Source organism: Pararhizobium antarcticum (assembly GCF_001885585.1).
Taxonomy (GTDB): Bacteria; Pseudomonadota; Alphaproteobacteria; order Rhizobiales; family Rhizobiaceae; genus Pararhizobium; species Pararhizobium antarcticum.
This window is the reverse complement of the sequence record NZ_LSRP01000084.1, coordinates 1-22,888: the sequence shown is the minus strand read 5'-3', so window position 1 is coordinate 22,888 and position 22,888 is coordinate 1. Positions and strand designations below refer to the sequence as shown.

The following is a 22,888-nucleotide window of genomic DNA, read 5'->3' as shown; positions in this document are numbered from 1 at the left end:
CGCGGGGCAACTTCTGACGGGGGCTTTGCAGGCCTAACACTTTCGAATGCGTGCGGTTATCCTTGGCCCGGTTGATTCTGTTGCCGGGACGTCGCAACAAACCTTTGGGGAAAGGTCCCTTATGCTGCTCTGGCTTGTCGAACTGTCGGATCATTTTCAATTCTTCAACCTGTTCCGCTACATCACGTTCCGGACCGGTGCGGCGTTGTTTACCTCCGCGATGATCGTGTTTCTCTTCGGACCGCGGATGATCTCGTCGTTGCGCGTGCGCCAGGGACGCGGCCAGCCGATCCGGGCAGACGGGCCGCAGACCCATTTCAAGAAGGCGGGAACGCCGACCATGGGCGGCCTGATGATTCTCGCCGGCATCGTCGGCAGCGCCTTGCTCTGGGCCGATCTGTCGAGCGTCTACGTCGTCTCGACACTGCTCGTCACGCTCGGTTTTGGCGCTATCGGCTTCTATGATGACTATCTGAAAGTCACCAAGCAGTCGGACAAGGGATTTTCCGGCAAGGCGCGGCTCGGTTTCGAGTTCCTGATCGCCGGCATCGCGGTGTTCTTCATGATGCGCACCGCGCTTTCGACCGGCGTCACCGGCTCGACCTTCGGTTCGTCTCTGACCTTTCCCTTCCTCAAGGACTTCACCCTCAATCTCGGCTATTTCTTCATCCTGTTCGGCGGTTTCGTCATCGTTGGCGCCGGCAATGCGGTGAACCTCACGGACGGTCTTGACGGTCTTGCCATCGTGCCGGTGATGATCGCCGCCGCCTCCTTCGGCGTCATCGCCTATCTCGCCGGCAATGCGGTGTTTGCAAACTACCTGCAGATCCATTTCGTGCCCGGAACCGGCGAACTGGCCGTCATCCTCGGGGCTGTCATCGGTGCGGGCCTTGGTTTCCTCTGGTTCAATGCGCCGCCCGCCGCCATCTTCATGGGCGACACGGGATCGCTGGCGCTGGGCGGCCTGATCGGCACCATTGCCGTTGCCACCAAGCACGAAATCGTCATGGTCATCATTGGCGGCCTGTTCGTCATGGAGACCATGTCGGTCATCATCCAGGTCTTCTGGTTCAAGCGCACCGGCAAGCGTGTGTTCCTGATGGCGCCGATCCACCACCATTTCGAAAAACTCGGCTGGACGGAAAGCCAGGTGGTTATCCGCTTCTGGATCATTGCCGTCATTCTGGCCATGGTCGGTCTTTCCACGCTGAAGCTGCGGTAAGTCGACAATGATCCCGGTCACAACATTCGACGGCAAGGCGGTTGCCCTCTTCGGTCTCGGTGGTTCGGGGCTGGCGACGGCCCGCGCGCTGGTGGCCGGCGGCGCACGCGTGACGGCCTGGGATGACAATCCCGACAGCGTCGCCAAAGCGGCGGCCGAAGGCATCGGCACCGGCGACCTCCGGCATGCTGATTGGAAAGACTTCTCGGCCTTCGTTCTGTCTCCGGGTGTCCCTCTAACGCATCCGAAACCGCACTGGACGGTGGATCTCGCCAAGGCAGCCGGCGTCGATGTGATCGGCGACGTTGAACTGTTCGTGCGGGAACGCCGCGCCCATGCGCCGGATTGCCCGCTGATTGCGATCACCGGCACGAATGGCAAATCGACGACCACGGCGCTGATTGCCCATACCCTGAAATCCTGCGGACGCGATACGCAGCTGGGCGGCAATATCGGCACGGCCGTCCTGACGCTCGATCCGCCGGCTGCCGATCGTTTCTATGTCGTCGAATGCTCCTCCTACCAGATCGATCTGGCGCCCTCGCTCGATCCCTCCGCCGGCATCCTGCTCAACCTGACGCCGGATCATCTCGACCGGCATGGCAGCATGCAGCAATATGCCGACATCAAGGCGCAGCTTGTATTGGGCAGCGACACCGCGATCGTCGGCGTCGATGATGCGTTTTGCGAAGCGATCGCCGATCGTGTCGCGCTGTCGGGAAAATCCGTCATCCGCATTGCCCGCCACCGCAAGCTGGGCGAGGGCTTCTTTGCCGAGGGCGCTGCGATCATGCGCTCCGAAGGCGGGATTGCCGATCTGTTCGCCGATCTCGATGGCATCCAGACCCTGCGCGGCAGCCACAATGCACAGAACGCTGCCGCCGCCATTGCCGCCTGCCTGACCGTCGGCGTCTCGCCGGACGACATCCGCGCCGGTCTGCAATCCTTTCCCGGCCTCAAGCACCGCATGCAGCCGGTCGGGCGCATGGGGGGCACGGTCTTTGTCAATGACAGCAAGGCGACCAATGCGGATGCCGCCGCACCGGCCTTGTCGAGCTACGAGCGCATCTACTGGATTGCCGGTGGCGTCGCCAAGGAGGGGGGGGTTACGTCGTTGTCGTCCTTCTTCCCGAAGATCGCCAGAGCCTATCTGATCGGCGAGGCCGCGCCGGCCTTTGCCGCGACGCTCGGTGAACTGGTGCCGCATGAAATATCCGGCACGCTCGAACAGGCCGTGATGAGAGCGGCGGTCGACGCGGCCGCGGATGAAGGGGCCGGGCCGGCGGCCGTTTTGTTATCCCCGGCTTGCGCAAGTTTCGACCAGTACAAGAATTTCGAGGTCAGGGGCGATGCCTTTGTCGCGCATGTCGCGGCGATCGACGGCATGGCGATGCTGATCTGACAGGCCCGCGGGTCGAGGCGGGGCTTTGGTGCTCCGTTTTACAAATCCGGTGCGGCGTTTCGCACCACACGAAGGGACGATAGAAATGGTAAGCCGTGCCGAGCGTGGCCCCGTGGCCGACTGGTTCTGGACGATCGACAGGTTTTTCCTGGCGACCTTCGTTCTTCTGATGGGTATCGGCTTCATGCTGTCCTTCGCCGCAAGCCCGGCCGTTGCCGAGCGTCTCAACCTCGACAGCTTCCATTTCGTCAAGCGGCACGCGGCGTTCCTTCTGCCGTCGCTGGCGGTGATGATCGGCATATCCTTCCTGACCCCGCGGCAGGTGCGGCGCGCGGCGATGATCCTGCTTCTGGTGTCGCTCGCCCTGATGGTTCTTGCGTTGTTCTTCGGCCAGGAAGTGAAGGGCTCGCGCCGCTGGATCTCGCTTGCCGGTCTCTCCGTGCAGCCGTCGGAATTCATGAAGCCGGCCTTTGTCGTGGTCTGCGCCTGGCTGTTTTCCGAGCATGCCCGCCAGCCGGAAATCCCCGGTAATCTGTTTGCCATCCTGCTGTTCGGCATTGTCGGGGCACTGCTCGTGGCGCAACCCGATCTTGGCCAGACCATTCTGACGACTGCCGTCTGGGGCGGCATGTTCTTCATGGCCGGCATGCCGTGGCTGTGGATCATCGTGCTCGGCGGTTCCGCCGTCGGCGGCCTCGTCGTCGCCTATACCGTATTGCCGCACGTGGCCGGCCGCATCGACCGGTTCATGACCGGGGAGGGCGATACGTTCCAGGTGGATACGGCCCTTCAGGCGATTGTCCGTGGCGACTGGTTCGGTCAGGGTCCGGGCGAGGGCATCGTCAAGCGCATCATTCCGGACAGCCATACCGACTTCATCTTTTCGGTGGCGGCTGAGGAGTTCGGCATCGTCTTCTGCATGCTGATCGTTTTGATCTTCGCCTTCCTCGTCATGCGTGGCCTCAACCATGCTTTCCGCGAACGCAATGATTTCACCCGTTTTGCCGTGGCCGGTCTGGTGCTGCAGATCGGCATCCAGTCGATGATCAATGTCGGCGTCAATCTTCAGCTTCTGCCGGCCAAGGGCATGACCCTGCCGCTGATCTCCTATGGCGGTTCGTCCATGGTGGCGATCTGCGTTACGGCCGGCTTTATCCTGGCGCTGACCCGCCATCGTCCGGAAAAGCGCGCCGTCGAGCGCAGCCTGTTCCGGTCCGGCATGGGCGTTCCCGCGGAGTAAGACATGACCAAAGGTATTATTCTGCTCGCCGCCGGGGGAACCGGCGGCCATCTGTTTCCGGCCGAGGCGCTGGGTTATGAATTGAAGGCGCAGGGTTACTCGGTGCATCTCGTCACCGACAGCCGCGCCGAACGCTACGCCGGCAAGTTCCCGGCCGACGAGATCCATGTCGTGCCTTCGGCCACGATCGGATCGAAGAACCCGATCAAGGTGGCGAGGTCGCTCTGGACACTGTGGACCGGTGTTCGCGCCGCCCGTCGGCTGATTGCCCGGCTGAAGCCGCAGGTCGTCGTCGGTTTCGGCGGCTATCCGACGGTGCCACCGCTTCTGGCGGCAACCGGCATGGGCGTGCCATCGATGATCCATGAGCAGAATGCCGTTATGGGCCGCGCCAACAAGGCGCTTGCCGGGCGTGTCAGGGCAATTGCCGGTGGCTTTCTGCCAGAGAGCGATGGCCCCTATGCGGCAAAGACCGTGACAACAGGCAATCCGGTCCGCCCTGCTGTGCTTGAAGCCGCCAAGGTCCCGTATCAGCCCTCGACCGAGGGCGAGGCCTTTCGGCTTGTCGTGTTCGGTGGCAGCCAGGGCGCGCAGTATTTTTCCAAAACCGTACCAACCGCCATCAGCCTTCTGGACGAGGGCTTGCGCAAGCGGCTGAAACTCACCCAGCAGGCGCGCCCCGAGGACATGGAAATGGTTCGCGGCTGCGCCAGCCGGCTTGAACTGGAGGCGGAGATCGCACCGTTCTTCAACGACATGGCCGAGCGCATTGCGCAGGCGCATCTGGTCATCTGCCGCTCGGGCGCGTCGACAGTCTCGGAGCTTGCCGTCATTGGTCGGCCTTCGGTTCTCGTGCCTTACCCTTACGCGCTGGACCACGATCAGGCAGCCAATGCCGCAGCGCTGGCTGCAAACGGCGGCGCCAAGGTCATCGTTCAGGCGGAGTTGTCGGCCGAGAAACTGGCGACCATCCTCACCCATGCCATGGGCAATCCCGGCAAGCTCTCGGATATGGCGGAAAAGGCACGCCAGACGGGCAAGCCCGATGCGGCGCGCTTGCTTGCTGCCATAGTTGACGCTATTGCCAGCGGCGCGACAATTGCTGACTTCAAGGAAAAACGCTCATGAAAATGCCGCAGACGATCGGCCTCGTCCACTTTATCGGTATAGGCGGCATCGGCATGAGCGGCATTGCCGAGGTGCTGCACAATCTCGGCCACAAGGTGCAGGGATCGGACCAGTCCGACAGCGCCAATGTTCAGCGCCTGCGGGAAAAGGGCATTCCGGTTTTTGTCGGTCATCAGGCCGGCAATCTTGGCGAGGCCGAAGTCGTGGTCGTGTCCACCGCGATCAAGAAGACCAATCCGGAACTGATCGCCGCGCGCGAAAAACTTCTCCCCGTCGTGCGTCGCGCCGAAATGCTGGCCGAACTCATGCGCTTCCGCAATGCCATCGCCATTGGCGGTACGCATGGCAAGACGACGACGACTTCGATGGTTGCCGCACTGCTGGATGCCGGCAATCTCGATCCGACCGTCATCAATGGCGGTATCATCAATGCCTATGGCACCAATGCGCGCATGGGCGAGGGCGAATGGATGGTGGTGGAGGCCGACGAATCCGACGGCACCTTCCTGAAGCTTCCAGCCGATATCGCCGTCGTTACCAACATCGATCCGGAACATCTCGATCACTACGGTACATTCGATGCCGTGCGCGCCGCCTTCCGCCAGTTCGTCGAGAACGTGCCGTTCTACGGCTTTGGCGTCATGTGCCTTGATCATCCCGAGGTGCAGACGATGGTATCGAAGATCGAGGACCGCAAGGTCATCACCTATGGCGAAAACCCGCAGGCCGACGTCCGCTTTTCCAACATCCGCATGGACGGCGCCACGTCGATCTTCGACGTCGAGATCCGCCGCCGCCGGACCGGGAAGGTGATCACGATGAAGGACCTGCGCCTGCCGATGCCTGGCCGGCACAACGTGTCGAATGCCACGGCGGCTATTGCCGTTGCCCAGCGCCTCGGCATTTCACCGGAAGACATCGCCAAGGGCCTGGCCTCGTTTGCCGGCGTCAAGCGGCGATTCACCTTTACCGGCGAATGGAACAATGTCCGGATCTATGACGACTACGGTCATCATCCGGTCGAGATCAAGGCCGTGCTGCGGGCCGCGCGCGAAGCCTGCCAGGGCCGCGTCATCGCCGTGCACCAACCGCACCGCTTCACGCGCCTGGAGAGCCTGTTCGAGGATTTTTCCGCCTGCTTCAACGAGGCCGATACCATCCTGCTGGCGCCGGTCTATTCGGCCGGTGAAGAGCCGATCGAAGGCATCAACTCGGCGGAACTCGTGTCGCGCATCAAGGCCGGTGGTCATCGCGACGCCCGCTATGTCGAAGGACCGGAGGCTCTCGCCCCTGTCATCTCGACCATTGCGCAGCCTGGCGATTTCGTGGTTCTCTTGGGGGCTGGCAGCATCACCCACTGGGCTGCAGCACTTCCAAGGGAACTCGCGGGCATTTCGGGGCATTCAGCATGAAGCAGGTAAACGGCGATAAACTTCTGGCTTCTCTCGGGGAGGGCGTGAAAGACATTCGCGGCCGCCTGACACCGGATGCGCCGATGGATCGCGTCACCTGGTTTCGTGCGGGCGGGCTTGCCGAACTGATGTTTCAGCCGCATGACACCGATGATCTGAGCGCCTTTCTCAAGCTGGTGCCGGAAAGTGTTCCGGTGATGGTCGCCGGGGTGGGCTCCAATCTCCTGGTGCGCGATGGCGGTATTCCAGGGGTTGTCATCCGGCTTTCCGCCAAGGGGTTTGGCGATCTGGAACTCGTTGGCGAAAACCGCATCAAGGCAGGCGCCATCTGCCCCGACAAGAACATCGCGGCCATGGCGCTCGATCACGGCATTGGCGGTTTCCATTTCTACTACGGTATTCCCGGCGCAATCGGCGGCGCCCTGCGCATGAATGCCGGGGCCAATGGTGGCGAAACGAAGGATCGTGTCGTCGAGGTGCATGCCGTCGACCGGCAGGGCAATGCGCACGTCCTCTCCAATGCAGACATGGGCTATGGCTATCGCCACTCCGGCGCGCCGAAGGACCTGATCTTCACGTATGGCATTTTCGAAGGCTTCCCCGAGGACAAGGCGAAGATCCGCGCCGACATGGATGCCGTGCGCCAGCATCGCGAGACCGTGCAGCCGATCCGCGAAAAGACCGGCGGATCGACCTTCAAGAACCCGGAGGGACACTCCGCCTGGAAGCTGATCGACGAGGCCGGTTGCCGCGGCATGATGATCGGCGGCGCGCAGATGTCACCGATGCATTGCAACTTCATGATCAATACAGGCCAGGCGAGCGGTTACGAGCTGGAATATCTCGGTGAGACCGTGCGCCAGCGTGTGATGGAAAATTCCGGCGTCCTGCTCGAATGGGAAATCAAGCGCATCGGCACCTTCATGCCGGGCTACGAGGTCAAGGACTTTCTTGGCCGGATGACGGCCTGATCGTTTTATAAGAGCATTAAAAAAGCCGCGAAGTCAGTGACTTCGCGGCTTTTTCGTTTGTTCTGATTCCGCTTGAACTCAGACGTCTTCCCGGCCCGAAAGCAGGATGCAGACAAGGGTGATCACGGTGGCGATCAGGAGATAATAGCCGACATAAGTCATGCCGTAATTGACCTGCAGCCAGGTGGCGATATAGGGCGCCAGCGAGGCACCAAAGATGCCGGCGAAGTTGAAGGTGATCGACGATCCCGTATAGCGCACCTGGGTCGGGAAAGGGGCGGCGAGCGCCGTTCCGATCAGGCCGTAGGTGATGCCCATCAGCGCCATTGCGATTGTGGCAAAGACGATGATGCCGCTTTCGCCCGATGTCATCAGGCCCGGCAGGAAAAACGAGAAGATGCCGATCAGGACGGTCACGGCGATCAGGATCTCGCGGCGCCCGAACCGTTCGGCCAGCTTGGCGGCGATCGGGATGAAGATCCCGAACAGCACCGATCCGAGGATCTGGATTTCGAGCGCATCGATGAACGGGATGTTCAGCACCTTGATGTTGTAGGACAGAAGATAGGCCGAACCGATGTAGAACAGAACGAAGGTGGCAAGGGCTACGAATGTGCCCAGCACCAGGCTGCGCTTGTGGTTGCGGAACAGTTCGACAACCGGCACCTCGACGCGCTCATGGCTGTCGATCGCCTTCTGGAAGGCCGGGGTTTCGGTGATCGACAGGCGAACCCAAAGACCAATGGCGATCAAAAGGATGGACGCGACAAAGGGAATGCGCCAGCCCCAGCTGAGCAGCGCTTCCTGCGACATGAAATGCAGCAGAAGCCAGAAGACACCGGAGGACAGAAACAAGCCAACGGGTGCGCCGAGTTGCGGGAACATGCCGTACCAGCTGCGTTTTCCCTCCGGTGCATTTTCGGTGGCCAGCAGCACGGCGCCACCCCATTCGCCGCCAAGCCCGAAGCCCTGTCCGAAGCGGCAAAGCGCCAGAAGCAGCGGTGCCAGCACGCCGATCGTCTCGTAGGACGGAAGGAGGCCGATGATCACGGTCGAGATGCCCATGGTCAGCAGCGCCGCAACGAGTGTCGCCTTGCGTCCGACCCGGTCGCCGAAATGGCCGAAGACCACGGCACCGAGCGGGCGCGCAAAGAAGGCGATCGAGAAGGTGGCGAAGGACGCGAGCAGGGCTGTTGTCGGGTCGCTGTTCGGGAAGAAGATATGCGGGAACACCAGAACGGCGGCCGTTGCATAGACATAGAAATCGAAGAATTCGATGGTCGTGCCGACCAGGCTTGCGAACAGGACGCGGGCGGGGGAGTTCAGCGCGGGCGTCTTCGATGGGCCTGTAAGCGACGACACCGTGGAGATTGTGTCAGTCATTTTTTTATCCGTGTTTTCAGTTGTTCTTGCCGTCTTGGGAGGCGGAAGCCCGCCTGATAGAGCAATTGCGCCTCGGGCGTAACCCGATACCCATGGACGATGGCCAGATTTTGCGGGTCGCAGCGCGGCGAAGGCCCCCGTCCGAGCCTGCCCAAGGTGATCCTCCGCACCGGAAAATCGATGGCTCCGGACCTTGACCCGATCGCGAATGTGGCGAATTCTGGGCAGGTTGTGCGGAGGGGGCTCCGCTAGTCTGGGGAGGTTTTTATGGGCAATAAACTTTCAGCTGAATTTCTGGGGACGTTCTGGCTGGTTTTTGGCGGGTGTGGCAGTGCTGTGCTCGCCGCTGCGTTTCCCGAGGTCGGCATCGGCCTGCTGGGCGTGTCGCTTGCCTTCGGGCTGACGGTGCTGACCATGGCCTATGCTGTGGGTGGCGTGTCCGGAGGCCATTTTAATCCGGCTGTCTCGGTTGGGCTCGTCGTCGCAGGCAAGTTTCCGCTAGCGTCCCTCATCCCCTATGTGCTTGCCCAGGTCGCCGGCGCCATCGCCGCCGCGGCCGCACTCTATGTCGTGGCGAGCGGCAAGGCCGATTTCCAGCTCGGCGGTTTTGCGGCCAATGGTTATGGCGAGCATTCCCCGGGTGGCTACGGATTGCTATCCGCCCTCGTGATCGAGGTGCTGCTGACCGCATTTTTCCTGTTCATCATCCTTGGAGCGACGCATGGCCGGGTTCCCACGGGTTTCGCGCCGATCGCCATTGGCCTTGCGCTGACGCTGATCCACCTGATTTCCATTCCGGTCACCAACACCTCGGTCAACCCGGCGCGTTCGACAGGCCAGGCGCTGTTCGTCGGCGGTTGGGCGCTGCAGCAGCTCTGGTTGTTCTGGCTGGCGCCGATCGCGGGAGCCGCTCTTGGCGCCATCGCCTGGAAGGCGGTCGGCGAAAAGGATTGATGTCCCGGCATTCGTTCCGTCAGGCATAGACAGACATTGAGGTCCCGTGCGGCAGACGCCGCGCGGGACCTTCGTTTTTGTCGGCAGCGTCCGTCGTATTCTGTTGCACCGGAAATAACTCTCTGATTCTAAGGCAGTAATTCGCCATGCCCGATGATTCGTGCTGGATTTTTTTGGCCAGCTGCTGTCGCGGTTAACCAAAGTAAACGGTTCATTAACCATAGTACGGCTCTATGGAGACTGTAGACGGTGCGGCTGACTCGAGGTGCGGGACGGCCAGCCAGACGCAAGCGAAATTTGTAAGGGTGGCCTATTGTCGGGGGTTTTGATGTCGAGCAAGCATGTGGCTGTCCTGATGGGCGGATTTTCCTCGGAGCGGCCCGTCAGCCTGTCTTCCGGGGCTGCCTGCGCGGATGCGCTGGAGGCGGAAGGATATCGGGTGACGCGCGTCGACGTGGATCGCAATGTTGCGTCCGTGCTCGCCGACCTGCGTCCGGACGTTGCCTTCAATGCGCTGCATGGTCCCTTTGGCGAAGACGGCACGATCCAGGGTGTCCTCGAATATCTCGAAATTCCCTACACCCATTCCGGCGTGCTGGCCTCGGCCCTTGCCATGGACAAGGCGCAGGCAAAATGCGTCGCTGCGGCTGCCGGCATTCCCGTGGCTGAGGCGCGCATCATGAGCCGCTTCGATTTCACCTCCGAGCACCCCCTGAAACCGCCTTACGTGATCAAGCCGGTGAATGAGGGCTCCAGCTTCGGTGTCGTCATTGTCCAGGAAGACCAGTCGCATCCGCCGCAGATCGTCACGTCAGGCGAATGGGGTTTTGGCCAGCGCGTGATGGTCGAGCGCTATATCCATGGGCGCGAGTTGACCTGTGGCGTCATGGGCGATGTGCCGCTCGGTGTGACCGAGATCATCCCCCAGGGGCACTCCTTCTACGATTATGATTCGAAGTATGTGAAGGGTGGGTCGAAACACGTCATTCCGGCAAGTCTTTCACCAAATATTTACCAAAAAATACAAACACTCTCGCTCAAGGCGCATCAGGCGATCGGCTGCCGCGGCGTGAGTCGCTCCGACTTCCGCTATGACGACCGTTTTTCGGAAGACGGAGAGCTTGTCTGGCTGGAGGTGAACACCCAGCCCGGAATGACTCCAACCTCCCTGGTGCCCGAAATGGCCGTCCATGCCGGCCATACGTTTGGTGAATTCCTCAAGTGGATCGTGGAGGACGCGTCGTGTTTGCGTTAAGGGGCAACAAGTCCAGAAGGCTGCGCGCATCCTCGGAGCGCGCGATGGCGGATCTCGACGGGCAGTTCGTATTGCCGCGTCCGCTGCGCCGTGCCGTCCGCCTTCTCGTCAGCCTGGGCACCGGGCGCATTCATTTTGCACCGCATGCCGGCTCGGCTGCGGCTCTGGCCTTCCTTTCTGCCACCGGTTTCTACGGCATGTCGATCGGCGGTCACTCGCAGGATTTCGCCCAGGCGACGACGTCGGCCGCAGGTTTTGCCATCGAGGATGTGAAAGTCTCCGGCAATGACCAGACGTCGGAAATCGATATCCTGCAGCAGCTCGGTCTCGACGGCGCGACATCGCTCGTGGCGCTCGATATCGGCGAAGCGCGCAAGCTGATCAGCGAAATGCCGTGGGTCGAGGCCGTCGCCGTCCGCAAGATCTATCCCGGCACGATCGAGGTCAACCTGACGGAGCGCAAGGCCTTCGGCATCTGGCAGCACGGCACGGATCTGTCGCTCATCGAAGCCAGCGGCAGCGTGATTGCGCCGCTGCGCGACAACAAGTTTTCAAGCCTGCCTTTGTTCGTCGGTCGTGACGCCGAAACGGCGGCTGCCAAGTTCTACGAGCGTTTCAGCGACTGGCCGGAGATCCGCGCCCGGGTCAAGGCTTATGTCCGCGTCGCCGGTCGCCGCTGGGATCTGATGCTCGACAACGGCATCACCATCAAGCTGCCCGAGCATGATCTCGATCGCGCCATGCAGGTTCTCTCGACTATGGAAGAGGGGCATCAGCTTCTGGAGCGCGATATCGCAGCCGTTGATCTGAGGCTCGAGGATCGCACGACAATCCAGCTCACCGCGCAAGCGGCCGCGCGCCGCGAGGTGGTTCTGGAAGCGCGCACCAAGGCCCTGAAGAAGCAGGAAAAAATCGACGTGGAGAGCCGGATATGAGCCTTTTCGGTTCCTCACATTTCGGTCTGCCGCGTCTGAAGCCGCTCAATTCCAAGCGCTCGCACATCGTGTCGGTTCTCGACATCGGCTCCACCAAGGTCGTCTGCATGATCGGTCGGCTGACGCCGCGTGGCGAAAGCCAGATCCTGCCGGGCCGCACCCACGCGATCGAAGTCATCGGCATCGGCCATCACAAGTCGCGTGGCATGAAAAACGGCGTGATTGCCGATCTCGATGCCTGCGAAAGCGTCATCCGCCTTGCGGTCGATGCTGCCGAACGCATGGCCGGCCTGACCATCGACAGCCTGATCGTCAATATCTCTGCCGGCCGCCTGCAGAGCGACATCTACACCGCGTCGATTGATCTCGGTGGCCAGGAAGTCGATGCTGCCGATCTCAAGAAGGTTCTGTCGGCTGCCGGCCAGCAGTCCCTGCGCCAGGATCGCGTCATCCTGCATTCGCTGCCGACGGGCTTTTCGCTGGACGGCGAACGCGGCATTCGCGATCCGCTGGCCATGTTCGGCGATTCACTTGGCGTCGACATGCATGTGCTGACCGCCGAGCGGGCCGCCTTGAAGAACCTCGAACTCTGCATCAACCGCGCCCATCTTTCGGTGGAAGGTATTGTTGCCACCCCCTATGCCAGTGGCCTTGCAGCGCTGGTCGATGACGAGGTCGAACTCGGCTGTGCCGCCATCGACATGGGCGGCGGCACCACGACGATCTCCGTCTTTGCCGAGGGCAAGCTGGTCCACGCCGATGCCGTCTCGCTCGGTGGCCATCATGTGACGACCGATCTGGCGCGCGGTCTTTCGACCCGCATCGAGGATGCGGAGCGTCTCAAGGTCGTGCATGGCTCGGCGCTGCCCAACAGCACCGACGAACGCGACATTGTCTCCGTTCCGCCGATCGGCGAGGACGACCGTGATCAGCCGACGCATGTGCCGCGGGCGCTTGTCTCGCGTATCGTGCGGGCCCGCATCGAGGAAACCCTCGAACTCATTCGCGACCGCATCCAGCGCTCGGGCTTCAGCCCGATCGTCGGCAAGCGCATCGTGCTCACCGGCGGTGCAAGCCAGTTGACAGGCCTGCCGGAAGCGGCTCGCCGCATCCTGGCGCGCAATGTGCGCATCGGCCGTCCACTCGGTGTCTCGGGTCTTCCCGCTGCCGCCAAGGGCCCGGCCTTTTCGACAGCTGTCGGGTTGATGATCTATCCGCAGGTTGCGGAGATGGAAACCCATGCGGCACAGGGCGGTCTGCTCTCGTCGCTGGCAGGCAACAACAGCCGGATCGCCCGTGTGGGGCAGTGGCTGAAGGAAAGTTTTTAGATCTTGTAGCTGCGAAGGAACAGGAAACTTTCGCGGTCCAGGGAAGCGTTATTAAGATTTGGCCGGCTCGGCAAGGCGGCTAGAAACCAGGAAGGAACGGGTACTATGACGATCAACTTGCAAAAGCCGGACATCACCGAGCTTAAGCCGCGCATCACCGTCTTCGGTGTCGGCGGCGGCGGCGGCAACGCTGTCAACAACATGATTACCGCAGGCCTCCAGGGCGTCGACTTCGTCGTCGCCAACACGGATGCCCAGGCGCTGACCATGACCAAGGCCGAACGCATCATCCAGATGGGTGTTGCCGTGACCGAAGGCCTCGGCGCCGGTTCGCAGCCGGAAGTCGGCCGCGCCGCAGCCGAAGAGTGCATCGATGAAATCATCGATCACCTGAACGGCACCCACATGTGCTTCGTCACCGCTGGCATGGGTGGTGGCACCGGTACGGGCGCTGCGCCCGTCGTCGCCCAGGCCGCCCGCAACAAGGGCATCCTGACGGTTGGCGTCGTGACCAAGCCGTTCCACTTCGAAGGCCAGCGCCGCATGCGCCTTGCCGACATGGGCATTTCCGAACTGCAGAAGTCGGTCGATACCCTGATCGTCATCCCGAACCAGAACCTGTTCCGGATCGCCAACGACAAGACCACCTTTGCCGACGCCTTTGCGATGGCCGACCAGGTTCTCTATTCGGGCGTTGCCTGCATCACCGACCTGATGGTCAAGGAAGGCCTGATCAACCTCGACTTCGCGGACGTTCGGTCCGTGATGCGCGAAATGGGTCGCGCCATGATGGGCACCGGCGAAGCCTCGGGCGAGGGCCGTGCAATGGCCGCAGCCGAAGCTGCGATTGCCAACCCGCTGCTCGACGAAACCTCGATGAAGGGGGCACAGGGCCTGCTGATCTCGATCACCGGCGGTCGCGACCTGACGCTGTTCGAAGTCGACGAAGCGGCAACCCGCATCCGCGAGGAAGTCGATCCGGATGCGAACATCATCCTGGGTGCGACCTTCGATGAAGAACTGGAAGGCCTGATCCGCGTGTCGGTCGTCGCCACGGGTATCGACCGCACAGCCGCGGAGGTGGCCGACAGGAATGCCAGCTTTCGCCCGGTAGCAAAGCCGATCATTCGTCCGTCCATCGCCATTCCGGCGTCGCAGCCGCAGACTGTTGCTGTTCAGCAGCCGGCACCGGCGCCAGTCGCTGTCCAGCCGGCCCCGGTTGCCCAGCAGCCAGCACCGCAGCCGGCCTCGCAGGCCGACGCTATCGCCGAAGCCATCCGTCAGGCCGAACTGGAACGCGAATTGTTCCTTTCGATGCCGCGCGGTGGTGCACCGGCCCCGGTTCAGCAGACGCAGGACGATTTCCGTCCGCAGAGCAAGCTGTTCGGTGGCAGCGCTCCGGCCGAACAGGCTGCCGCGCCGGTCCAGCGTGTTGCCGAAGCACCGGTCGCCCAGGCACCGCAGCCTGTCGCACCGATGCGCCAGGAGCCGATGGCGCCTGTGATCCGGCAGCAGGCCGAACAGGTCCGCATGCCAAAGGTGGAAGACTTTCCGCCGCTGGTGAAAGCGGAAGCCGACCATCGCTCCCAGACTGCCCCCGTGCCCCAGGAAGAGCGCGGCCCGATGGGCCTTCTGAAGCGCATCACCAACTCGCTTGGGCGTCGCGACGAGGAAGACCACAACGTCACGGCCGACATGACCGTGGCTGCACCGAGCGCCGCTTCGCAGCAGCGCCGGCCGCTGTCGCCGGAAGCGAGCCTCTATGCGCCGCGCCGTGGGCAGCTTGACGATCATGGTCGCGTGACCCCGTCGCGCGCCCAGGATGACGATCAGCTCGAAATCCCGGCGTTCCTGCGCCGTCAGTCGAGCTGATATTCGACCCACCTTCCACCTTGCCGAAATGCCCGGGATAAAACCCGGGCATTTTTTTATGTTTACAAAAGAAAATCAGTGGTTTGCCAAAGTTATTGTGCAGCGTAACAAAGCGAAAGAAACAGTGATTTGGAATGATGGCGCGCTGCAATTATCTTGAGGCTCGGGACTGACGGGGCAGCATGCGATTCGAGACATCGCTGACGTTCGAGTTTGGCGGATGACGACCTTCGGTCGATTCCGGCATGGGTTGTCTTTGCGCCGCTCGTCACGGACCCGGAAGAATGTGGCAGTGTATGCCGACGATGGTGAAAGTGAATGAGCATGGGACTTGGAATTGGATTGCTGGGGTTTCAGACCACGATTGCACATGCGGTAACCCTGCGCGGGACGGGCGTTCACTCCGGTTCCGAAGTGTCGATCACCTTCCACCCGGCGGATGCCGATAGCGGTGTTGTTTTCCAGCGCGTCATCGATGAGACGGTGATCAGCGAGTACAAGGCCGTGTCATCGCAGGTTGGCAACACCGATCTCTGCACGGTTCTCGGTTTTTCGGCCGCGACGTCGATTGCAACGATCGAACATGTCATGGCTGCCGTCTACGCGCTTGGCCTGGATAACCTGCTGATTGAAGTGCATGGCGCCGAAATGCCGATCATGGATGGCAGTTCGGCTCCGTTCATCGAGGCGATCGAGCAGACCGGCATCAAGGCCCTGGCCGTGAAGCGCCGGTATATCCGCATCATCAAGCCGGTTCGTATCGAATCGGGCGCCTCCTGGTCGGAATTCGTGCCCTATGATGGCATGCGGTTTGAAGTGGAGATCGATTTCGACTGCCCGCTGATCGGTCGGCAGTCCTGGAAAGGCGACATGACCCCGTCTGTCTTCAAGACAGAGCTTTCGCGGGCCCGCACCTTCGGTTTCATGCGCGATGTCGAACGTCTCTGGGCCTCCGGCCATGCGCTGGGCTCGTCGCTTGAAAATTCCGTCGTGATCTCCGATGACAACACGGTCATCAATGTCGAAGGCCTGCGTTACGCCAAGGACGAGTTCGTGCGTCACAAGACTTTGGATGCGGTTGGCGACCTGGCGCTGGCCGGCGCCCCCTTCATCGGCTGCTACCGCTCCTATCGCGGCGGTCACAAGATGAATTCGCATGCCCTGAAGGCGCTGTTGAGCGACCGCAGTGCCTATGAAGTCGTCGAAACGGCCACGCCGCGCCAGCGGGCCAGTGCCCGCGAGGTGGTTGCCATTCATGCGCCGGAGTTCGCGCCCTGGTCGGCATAAGCCTGTTTGTGCAGTGTTTTATGAAGAAAGCCGGTCCTTGGGCCGGCTTTTTCATGACTTGCCCGCCACAAAATTGCGTTAATCCGTCCGCATGACGTTGCGGTCTTGTTGCATCTTGCTCTAAAACGCGGTTGATAAGCGGCGGTCGCTTTACTGGCGCACGATTTGGGATTGTCTTATGGTATTTGCAGGCTCCGTCGATATGAAGAAAACAGCGCGCGTTCTCCTGATTACGCTCGCTGCCTGCACATCCAGCGTGATCATCACGGGTTGCCAGAACGATCCGGATATCGACATCACCAAGTTGACCGCAGAGACCGATCCGCCAGAGGTCCTCTACAATCAGGGTCTCGCCAATCTCAGCGCCGGCAAGACGACGGAGGCAGGCCGCAAGTTCGATGCGATCGACAAGCAGCATCCGTTCTCCGAATATGCGCGCAAGGCGCTGGTGATGAACGCCTTTGTCAGCTACCGCCAGGGCCAGAATGCCGAGGCAATTACCGCCGCCAGCCGCTATCTCAATCTCTATCCGCAGTCGGAAGACGCGGCCTATGCGCAATATATCATCGGCCTGGCCTATTCCCGCCAGATCCCCGGCGTGACGCAGGACCAGCGTCCCTCGCTGAAGACGATCGAGGCGATGCAGGCCGTGGTCGATAAGTATCCCGATTCGGAATATGTCGAGGATGCGCAGGCGAAAATACGCTTTGCCCGTGACCAGTTGTCCGGCAAGGAAATGCAGGTCGGCCGCTATTATCTCGAGCGCAAGGAATATCTGGCGGCGCTCACGCGCTTCCGCACCGTGGTCGAGACCTATCCGAACACCAACCAGGTCGAGGAAGCGCTGGCGCGTCTCGTCGAGACTTATTATGCCATGGGCATTGTCAGCGAGGCGCAGACGGCTGCCGCTGTGCTGGGGCACAACTATCCGGACAGCCAGTGGTATGCCGACAGCTACAAGCTTCTGCAGACCGGTGGTCTGGAGCCGCGTGAAAATGGCGGCTCGTGGATTTCGCGCGCCGGCAAGAAACTGCTGGGCGCCTGACCTCAAGAGATTAGAAACGCATGCTGGCACAGCTCTCGATCCGCGATATCGTCCTGATCGAACGGCTTGATCTCTCTTTCGATGCCGGCCTTTCCGTGCTGACCGGGGAAACCGGTGCCGGCAAGTCCATTCTGCTTGACAGCCTGTCGCTGGCTTTGGGCGGCCGGGGTGATGGCTCGCTGGTGCGCCATGGGTCTGACAAGGGCCAGGTGACGGCGGTCTTCGACGTGCCGATGGATCATCGCGCCCGCCTTCTGGTGCGTGAAAACGGCATTGACGACGATGGCGAGCTGATTTTCCGCCGTGTGCAATCCGCCGACGGTCGCACCCGCGCCTATGTCAACGACCAGCCGGTTTCCGTCCAGCTCATGCGTCAGGCCGGCCAGTTGCTGGTTGAAATCCACGGCCAGCATGATGACCGCGCGCTGGTCGACACCGATGCGCACCGCACCTTGCTCGATGCTTTCGGCGGCCTTTCGGACGAGGCGGTTGCGGTTGGCGGGCTCTACCGGAGCTGGCGGGACGCCGAGCGCACGCTGAAGAAGCACCGCGACAAGGTCGAGGCCGCCGCGCGCGAGGCTGATTACCTGCGTTCGTCCGTCGAAGAGCTGGAAATCCTGTCGCCACAGGATGGCGAGGAAGACGAGCTTGCCGAACGCCGCTCGCGCATGATGAAGGCCGAGCGCATTGCCGTCGACATCAACGAAGCCAGCGAATTCCTCAACGGAAACGCCTCTCCCGTGCCGCTGATCGCATCGCTCGTCCGTCGTCTCGAGCGCAAGAGCCACGAGGCACCCGGCCTGCTCGAGGAGACCGTCGAGCGGCTGGATACGGCGCTCAACCACCTGTCCGACGCGCAGATGGCGGTGGAAGCGGCGTTGCGCAAGACCGAATATGATCCGAAGGAGCTCGAGCGCGTCGAGGAACGGCTGTTTGCGCTGCGTGCCGCTGCGCGCAAATATTCGGTTCCGGTGACCGAGCTTCCGGCCCTTGCCGTTCGAATGATCTCCGATCTGGCCGATCTCGATGCCGGCGAGGAGAAGCTGAAGCAGCTGCAGCAGCAGCTGGGCCTGACCCGGGCTGCCTTCGACGCTGCCGCATCCAGCCTGTCTGCCAAACGCCACAACACCGCGAGCGCCCTGTCGCAAGCCGTGATGGCGGAACTGCCGGCGTTGAAGCTGGAGCGGGCCCGCTTCATGGCGGAGGTTTCGAGCGGTCCGGATACGGCCAGCGCCGATGGTATCGACATTGTCGAGTTCCACGTCCAGACCAACCCCGGCACACGGCCGGGACCGATCATGAAGGTTGCTTCCGGCGGTGAACTGTCGCGTTTTCTTCTGGCGCTCAAGGTGGCGCTGGCCGATCGCGGATCGGCGCCGACGCTTGTCTTCGACGAGATCGATACCGGCGTCGGCGGGGCGGTGGCCGATGCCATTGGCCAGCGGCTGAAACGGTTGTCAGCAACGGTTCAGGTCCTATCGGTGACCCATGCACCGCAGGTTGCGGCGCTGGCGGCGACCCATCTGCTGATTTCCAAGGGGCCGACATCGGAGACATCCGAGACGATTTCCACCCGCGTCGCCCGCATGGACGACAAGGCCCGCACAGAAGAGATTGCCCGCATGCTGGCCGGCGCTTCGGTGACCGACGAGGCGCGGGCGGCGGCGACCCGCCTGCTGGCGGGCAACGGCTAGAAAATCAGGCTGAGCGGGATCGACTGGCCATAAACACTCGAAATGCCAACGGTACCCGCAAAGGTCTGGTCCATGCCATCAAGCGCCCGCTTCCCCTGGTCGATGAAAAGCGGGACGCTGCCGTTTTCATCCAGGGCTTGCTCGGCCCATTCGAGCATCATTTTCAGCTGCGCTGCTGCCGTGCGGAAATCGCCGATCGTGAGAGCATCGTCTGACAGATCTTTTTGCCCATTCCGACCATCCTGCAACGTGTCGCGGTAGGCTTGCGGAAGGTCAGCCTGTTCTGTCGCAGCTTTGTTCGCCAATGCGGCACTGTCGGCTGCATCGGCAGAGGCAGAAGAAGAGACAGACATTTTCTTGTCATCCGACAAGGCGGCGGAAAACTGTCTGGCAGCCGATCCGAGCTCCTTGGCTAACTGTGCCGAGCGACCGGCGATCACGCCTGGAGCGAATCCCCAGCGCACGAGTTCCGAGACTTCCTCCTTCAGCCGCGTCAGCCGCTCTTCCGCCTGTGCCTTGCGTTCCTTGGGGCCGTTCTCGACCATGCTGCGCAGGGCCGCAAGCGCATCGTCCGCCTGTTTCTGGCGTGCCGTTGTCGGCTCATCAATCTGCGGGGCCGTCGCGCCGCTGCTGGCCGCCACGATTGTCGGCTCAGACGCCAGGCGCTGCGCGGGCTGGCGCTGGACAGACGAAAGGGTTGCGGTGGTCGAAATCAAATTCGCTCCTTCTCGCCGGAACCGACATCTTGTCCGGCGATCGTTGGGGCGCAGCATAAACGGAATGGATTAATCGCACCTTGATGGGTGCTCAGTCTTTTCATCGGCGTGGTTTTCACTAAAACGATCGGACATGCCGGAGACCGCAGCCATGACCATCGAAAAGACACCCGCTGAAATGCTGAGCGAAGCCGATGCCGCCGAGGAACTGGCGCTTCTTGCCGCAGCTCTGGCAAAACACGACGCGCTCTATCACGCCAAGGATGCGCCCGAGATTTCTGATGCCGACTATGATGTCCTGAAACTGCGCAACGCGGCCATCGAGGCAGAGTTTCCAATGCTGGTGCGCGAGGACAGCCCCTCGCGCAGGGTTGGCGCCGCCCCGTCCGAAATCTTCCAGCAGATCCCCCATGCCCGACCGATGCTGTCGCTCGACAACACGTTTTCCGACGAGGACGTGCGCGATTTCGTGCATTCCGTCTATCGCTTCCTGGGCGTTCTCCCCGACAATTCGATTGCCTTTACCGCCGAGCCGAAGATCGACGGCCTGTCGATGTCGCTGCGCTACGAGGCGGGCAGGCTGGTCAGCGCAGCAACGCGCGGCGATGGTACGACCGGGGAAAACGTGACCGCCAACATCCGCACGATCAAGGACATTCCGCAGACGCTGCCGCCTGGGGTTCCCGATGTCGTCGAGGTGCGTGGCGAGGTCTATATGGGCAAAAGCGATTTCCTCGCCCTCAACGCGCAGATGCTGGCCTTGGGCCGGCAGACCTATGTCAATCCGCGCAACACGGCGGCTGGCAGTCTTCGCCAGCTCGACCCGACGGTGACGGCCAGCCGAAAACTGAAGTTTTTTGCGTATGCCTGGGGCGAGATGTCGGAGATGCCTGGCGATACGCAGCTCGGCATGGTCAAGGCGTTCGAGGCCTGGGGTTTTCCTGTCAATCCGCTGATGCAGCGCTTTTCCTCGATCGAGGCGATCATTGCGCATTACCGCGAGATCGGCCTTGAGCGACCGGATCTCGATTACGACATTGACGGCGTTGTCTACAAGGTCGACCGGCTCGACCTGCAGTCGCGGCTCGGTTTCCGCTCGCGCTCGCCGCGCTGGGCAACGGCGCACAAGTTCCCGGCCGAGCAGGCATTCACGATTGTCGAGAAGATCGACATCCAGGTTGGCCGCACCGGCGCTCTGACCCCGGTCGCGCGCCTGACGCCGATCACCGTCGGCGGCGTGGTCGTCACCAATGCGACCCTGCACAATGCCGACTATATCGACGGCATTGGCAATGGCGGCGAGCGCATCCGCGCGCCGGACCACGACATCCGCATCGGCGACACCGTGATTGTCCAGCGGGCAGGGGATGTCATCCCGCAGGTTCTCGACGTGGTCATGGAAAAACGCGCGCTGGGCTCGGTGCGTTATGCGTTCCCGAAGACTTGCCCGGTCTGCGGCAGTCATGCGGTGCGCGAGCGCAATGAGAAGACCGGCAAGCTCGATTCCGTCACCCGCTGCACCGGCGGTTTCGTCTGCCGGGCACAGGCCGTCGAACATCTCAAGCACTTTGTCTCGCGCAACGCCTTCGACATCGAGGGCTTGGGAGCCAAGCAGGTGGATTTCTTCTTCGAAGCGGAGGATGAGACGCTCTGGATCAAGACCGCGCCCGACATTTTTACGCTCGAGCAGCGGCAGGGAGGTTCCGCGCTGACCAAACTGGAAAACATTGACGGCTTCGGCAAGGTCAGTGTCAAAAAGCTCTATGATGCGATCAACGGCCGCCGGCAGGTGTCGCTGCAGCGCTTCATCTATGCGCTCGGCATCCGCCATTGCGGCGAGACAACCGCCAAGCTGCTCGCGCGTCATTATGGCAGCTATGCCGCTTTTTCGGATGCCATGCAGGCGGCCGGGGACTTGGGCAGCGAGGCGTGGAGCGATCTCAACGGCATTGACGGGATCGGCGAGGTCGTCGCGCGCGCCATCGTCGAATTCTACAAGGAACCGCGCAATATCGCGGTCGTCGGCCGACTTCTGCTCGAGGTTCAGCCGCAGGATGCCGAGAGCCCGGTGGTCTCCTCCAGCCCGGTCGTCGGCAAGACCGTCGTGTTCACCGGCTCGCTCGAAAAGATGACCCGCGACGAAGCCAAGGCCAGGGCGGAAAGCCTTGGCGCGAAGGTGTCAGGCTCGGTCTCCAAGAAGACGGACATCGTTGTCGCCGGCCCGGGCGCCGGCTCCAAGCTCGACAAGGCGCGTGAACTTGGGGTGCAGACGATGGACGAGGACGAATGGCTCGTTCTGATCGGTGGGTAAGCTTCGGTTCGCCGGGAGGGGACGTTCCTCTTTTCGTTGCCGCAGCCCTGGACCTCCGTGAGAATGCTGGCTGACTCAAGGTCAGGGCATCATTCATGCGCCTGACGCTGCGTCGGTGGTGGGCTTGTTGTCGCTTTTCGGGGCACAAATTCGGCGCGACATCCGGCCCGAAATAGTGCCAATATGGCGACAGGCGGCCGAAGAGCCGCCGGTCAATCAGAACCCGAGGAACACGCAAGCGATGAAACTGGCTACTCTCAAAGACAGCACCCGCGACGGAAAACTCGTCGTCGTCTCCAAGGATCTCACCCGTTGCTCCGAAGTCGGCCATATCGCCCGCACGCTGCAGGCGGCGCTCGACGATTGGGCGCATGTGGCACCGCGCCTCGCGCGGGTGGCGCTCGGGCTGGAAACCGGTTCGCAGCCGACGCTGCGCTTTCACGAGCATGATGCAGCCTCACCGTTGCCGCGCGCCTTTTCCTGGAGCGGTGGTGCCGGTTTCTTCGATTGCCCCCGCGACACGGTCGCGGTCGCATCCGGCGCGCAGCTTTCCTCCCGCGTTGAAGCCGCCGTTATCCTCGATGATGCCGAGGCCGGCTCCGAAACGGGCGGCGCGGTGCTGGTCATGCTCGCCCACAGCGTTCTCAACGACGGGTCTCCGGTTGCCACGGCGTTTTCGCCGGTTGCGGTGACGCCCGATGAACTGGGCGACGGCTGGGACAAGGGCAGTGCC

General features: G+C 62.0%; 17 protein-coding genes and 1 pseudogene. 16 read left to right on the top strand and 2 right to left on the bottom strand.

Translation table 11 applies throughout. The features are described from left to right. Positions 1-121 precede the first annotated feature (121 nt). From mraY to murB, 6 genes are all read left to right on the top strand, one after another. Entirely contained in the window at positions 122-1,222 is a 1,101-nt protein-coding gene (gene mraY / locus AX760_RS11720) for a phospho-N-acetylmuramoyl-pentapeptide-transferase (protein WP_071833072.1), read from the top strand. Positions 1,223-1,229: 7 nt separating this feature from the next. Further along, positions 1,230-2,624: a UDP-N-acetylmuramoyl-L-alanine--D-glutamate ligase gene (murD, locus tag AX760_RS11715; RefSeq protein ID WP_071833071.1), complete on the top strand. Its 1,395-nt coding sequence runs from the start codon at positions 1,230-1,232 to the stop codon at positions 2,622-2,624. A gap of 85 nt (positions 2,625-2,709) precedes the next feature. Further along, the gene (gene ftsW, locus AX760_RS11710; RefSeq protein WP_071833070.1) at positions 2,710-3,864 is read left to right on the top strand and encodes a putative lipid II flippase FtsW; all 1,155 of its coding nucleotides are present in this window, start codon (positions 2,710-2,712) and stop codon (positions 3,862-3,864) included. A gap of 3 nt (positions 3,865-3,867) precedes the next feature. Continuing rightward, the gene (murG, locus tag AX760_RS11705) at positions 3,868-4,992 is read left to right on the top strand and encodes an undecaprenyldiphospho-muramoylpentapeptide beta-N-acetylglucosaminyltransferase (protein WP_071833069.1); all 1,125 of its coding nucleotides are present in this window, start codon (positions 3,868-3,870) and stop codon (positions 4,990-4,992) included. Beyond that, the gene (gene murC / locus AX760_RS11700; RefSeq protein ID WP_071833068.1) at positions 4,989-6,404 is read left to right on the top strand and encodes a UDP-N-acetylmuramate--L-alanine ligase; all 1,416 of its coding nucleotides are present in this window, start codon (positions 4,989-4,991) and stop codon (positions 6,402-6,404) included. The genes murG and murC overlap by 4 nt, the downstream gene beginning before the upstream one ends. Next, positions 6,401-7,375: a UDP-N-acetylmuramate dehydrogenase gene (gene murB, locus AX760_RS11695; RefSeq protein WP_071833067.1), complete on the top strand. Its 975-nt coding sequence runs from the start codon at positions 6,401-6,403 to the stop codon at positions 7,373-7,375. The genes murC and murB overlap by 4 nt, the downstream gene beginning before the upstream one ends. Before the next feature lie 78 nt (positions 7,376-7,453). Here murB and AX760_RS11690 read toward each other — a convergent pair whose 3' ends face one another. Further along, on the bottom strand, positions 7,454-8,758 hold the full coding sequence (locus AX760_RS11690) for an MFS transporter (protein ID WP_071833066.1): 1,305 nt from the start codon (positions 8,756-8,758) through the stop codon (positions 7,454-7,456). A 267-nt stretch (positions 8,759-9,025) separates the two neighbouring features. Here AX760_RS11690 and aqpZ point away from each other — a divergent pair, with 267 nt between their 5' ends. The 8 genes from aqpZ to recN all read left to right on the top strand — a co-directional run bounded on the left by aqpZ (position 9,026) and on the right by recN (position 19,128). Continuing rightward, positions 9,026-9,712: an aquaporin Z gene (aqpZ, locus tag AX760_RS11685; RefSeq protein ID WP_071833065.1), complete on the top strand. Its 687-nt coding sequence runs from the start codon at positions 9,026-9,028 to the stop codon at positions 9,710-9,712. A gap of 328 nt (positions 9,713-10,040) precedes the next feature. Then, on the top strand, positions 10,041-10,967 hold the full coding sequence (locus tag AX760_RS11680) for a D-alanine--D-alanine ligase (RefSeq protein WP_071833064.1): 927 nt from the start codon (positions 10,041-10,043) through the stop codon (positions 10,965-10,967). After that, positions 10,955-11,902 carry a cell division protein FtsQ/DivIB gene (locus tag AX760_RS11675; protein WP_071833063.1) on the top strand — a complete coding sequence of 316 codons (948 nt, stop codon included), beginning with the start codon at positions 10,955-10,957 and terminating at the stop codon, positions 11,900-11,902. Before AX760_RS11680 ends, AX760_RS11675 begins: the two co-directional genes overlap by 13 nt. Continuing rightward, a complete protein-coding gene (ftsA, locus tag AX760_RS11670) occupies positions 11,899-13,230 on the top strand; it encodes a cell division protein FtsA (RefSeq protein WP_071833062.1) in 1,332 nt (443 codons plus the stop codon). The genes AX760_RS11675 and ftsA overlap by 4 nt, the downstream gene beginning before the upstream one ends. Before the next feature lie 105 nt (positions 13,231-13,335). After that, complete coding sequence (gene ftsZ, locus AX760_RS11665; protein ID WP_071833061.1) at positions 13,336-15,102, top strand: cell division protein FtsZ; 1,767 nt, start codon at positions 13,336-13,338, stop codon at positions 15,100-15,102. 324 nt (positions 15,103-15,426) lie between these two features. Beyond that, on the top strand, positions 15,427-16,389 hold the full coding sequence (lpxC, locus tag AX760_RS11660) for a UDP-3-O-acyl-N-acetylglucosamine deacetylase (protein WP_071833102.1): 963 nt from the start codon (positions 15,427-15,429) through the stop codon (positions 16,387-16,389). A 178-nt stretch (positions 16,390-16,567) separates the two neighbouring features. Then, positions 16,568-17,434: an outer membrane protein assembly factor BamD gene (locus AX760_RS11655; protein ID WP_071833060.1), complete on the top strand. Its 867-nt coding sequence runs from the start codon at positions 16,568-16,570 to the stop codon at positions 17,432-17,434. 20 nt (positions 17,435-17,454) lie between these two features. Then, positions 17,455-19,128, top strand: a complete 1,674-nt coding sequence (gene recN / locus AX760_RS11650; RefSeq protein WP_071833059.1) for a DNA repair protein RecN — start codon at positions 17,455-17,457, stop codon at positions 19,126-19,128. Here the strand turns inward: recN and AX760_RS11645 are convergent. Next, positions 19,125-19,844, bottom strand: a complete 720-nt coding sequence (locus AX760_RS11645; RefSeq protein WP_071833058.1) for a hypothetical protein — start codon at positions 19,842-19,844, stop codon at positions 19,125-19,127. The two genes, recN and AX760_RS11645, sit on opposite strands and share 4 nt — an antisense overlap. A gap of 151 nt (positions 19,845-19,995) precedes the next feature. On the opposite strand from AX760_RS11645, the gene ligA reads away from it, so the two are divergent. Continuing rightward, positions 19,996-22,155, top strand: coding sequence for an NAD-dependent DNA ligase LigA (gene ligA / locus AX760_RS11640; protein WP_071833057.1), 2,160 nt, complete (start codon positions 19,996-19,998; stop codon positions 22,153-22,155). A 241-nt stretch (positions 22,156-22,396) separates the two neighbouring features. Beyond that, a pseudogene (locus AX760_RS27710) lies at positions 22,397-22,888 on the top strand (fumarylacetoacetate hydrolase family protein); the annotation flags it as partial.

Bases quoted from the DNA above. Each gene is read 5' to 3' on its own strand.
- aqpZ (WP_071833065.1), top strand. From the start codon at position 9,026: ATGGGCAATAAACTTTCAGCTGAATTTCTGGGGACGTTCTGGCTGGTT.
- recN (WP_071833059.1), top strand. From the start codon at position 17,455: ATGCTGGCACAGCTCTCGATCCGCGATATCGTCCTGATCGAACGGCTT.
- ftsW (WP_071833070.1), top strand. From the start codon at position 2,710: ATGGTAAGCCGTGCCGAGCGTGGCCCCGTGGCCGACTGGTTCTGGACG.
- ftsA (WP_071833062.1), top strand. From the start codon at position 11,899: ATGAGCCTTTTCGGTTCCTCACATTTCGGTCTGCCGCGTCTGAAGCCG.
- AX760_RS11655 (WP_071833060.1), top strand. From the start codon at position 16,568: ATGGTATTTGCAGGCTCCGTCGATATGAAGAAAACAGCGCGCGTTCTC.
- lpxC (WP_071833102.1), top strand. From the start codon at position 15,427: ATGGGACTTGGAATTGGATTGCTGGGGTTTCAGACCACGATTGCACAT.
- murB (WP_071833067.1), top strand. From the start codon at position 6,401: ATGAAGCAGGTAAACGGCGATAAACTTCTGGCTTCTCTCGGGGAGGGC.
- mraY (WP_071833072.1), top strand. From the start codon at position 122: ATGCTGCTCTGGCTTGTCGAACTGTCGGATCATTTTCAATTCTTCAAC.
- AX760_RS11690 (WP_071833066.1), bottom strand. From the start codon at position 8,758: ATGACTGACACAATCTCCACGGTGTCGTCGCTTACAGGCCCATCGAAG.
- ftsZ (WP_071833061.1), top strand. From the start codon at position 13,336: ATGACGATCAACTTGCAAAAGCCGGACATCACCGAGCTTAAGCCGCGC.
- murC (WP_071833068.1), top strand. From the start codon at position 4,989: ATGAAAATGCCGCAGACGATCGGCCTCGTCCACTTTATCGGTATAGGC.
- murG (WP_071833069.1), top strand. From the start codon at position 3,868: ATGACCAAAGGTATTATTCTGCTCGCCGCCGGGGGAACCGGCGGCCAT.
- ligA (WP_071833057.1), top strand. From the start codon at position 19,996: ATGACCATCGAAAAGACACCCGCTGAAATGCTGAGCGAAGCCGATGCC.
- AX760_RS11680 (WP_071833064.1), top strand. From the start codon at position 10,041: ATGTCGAGCAAGCATGTGGCTGTCCTGATGGGCGGATTTTCCTCGGAG.
- murD (WP_071833071.1), top strand. From the start codon at position 1,230: ATGATCCCGGTCACAACATTCGACGGCAAGGCGGTTGCCCTCTTCGGT.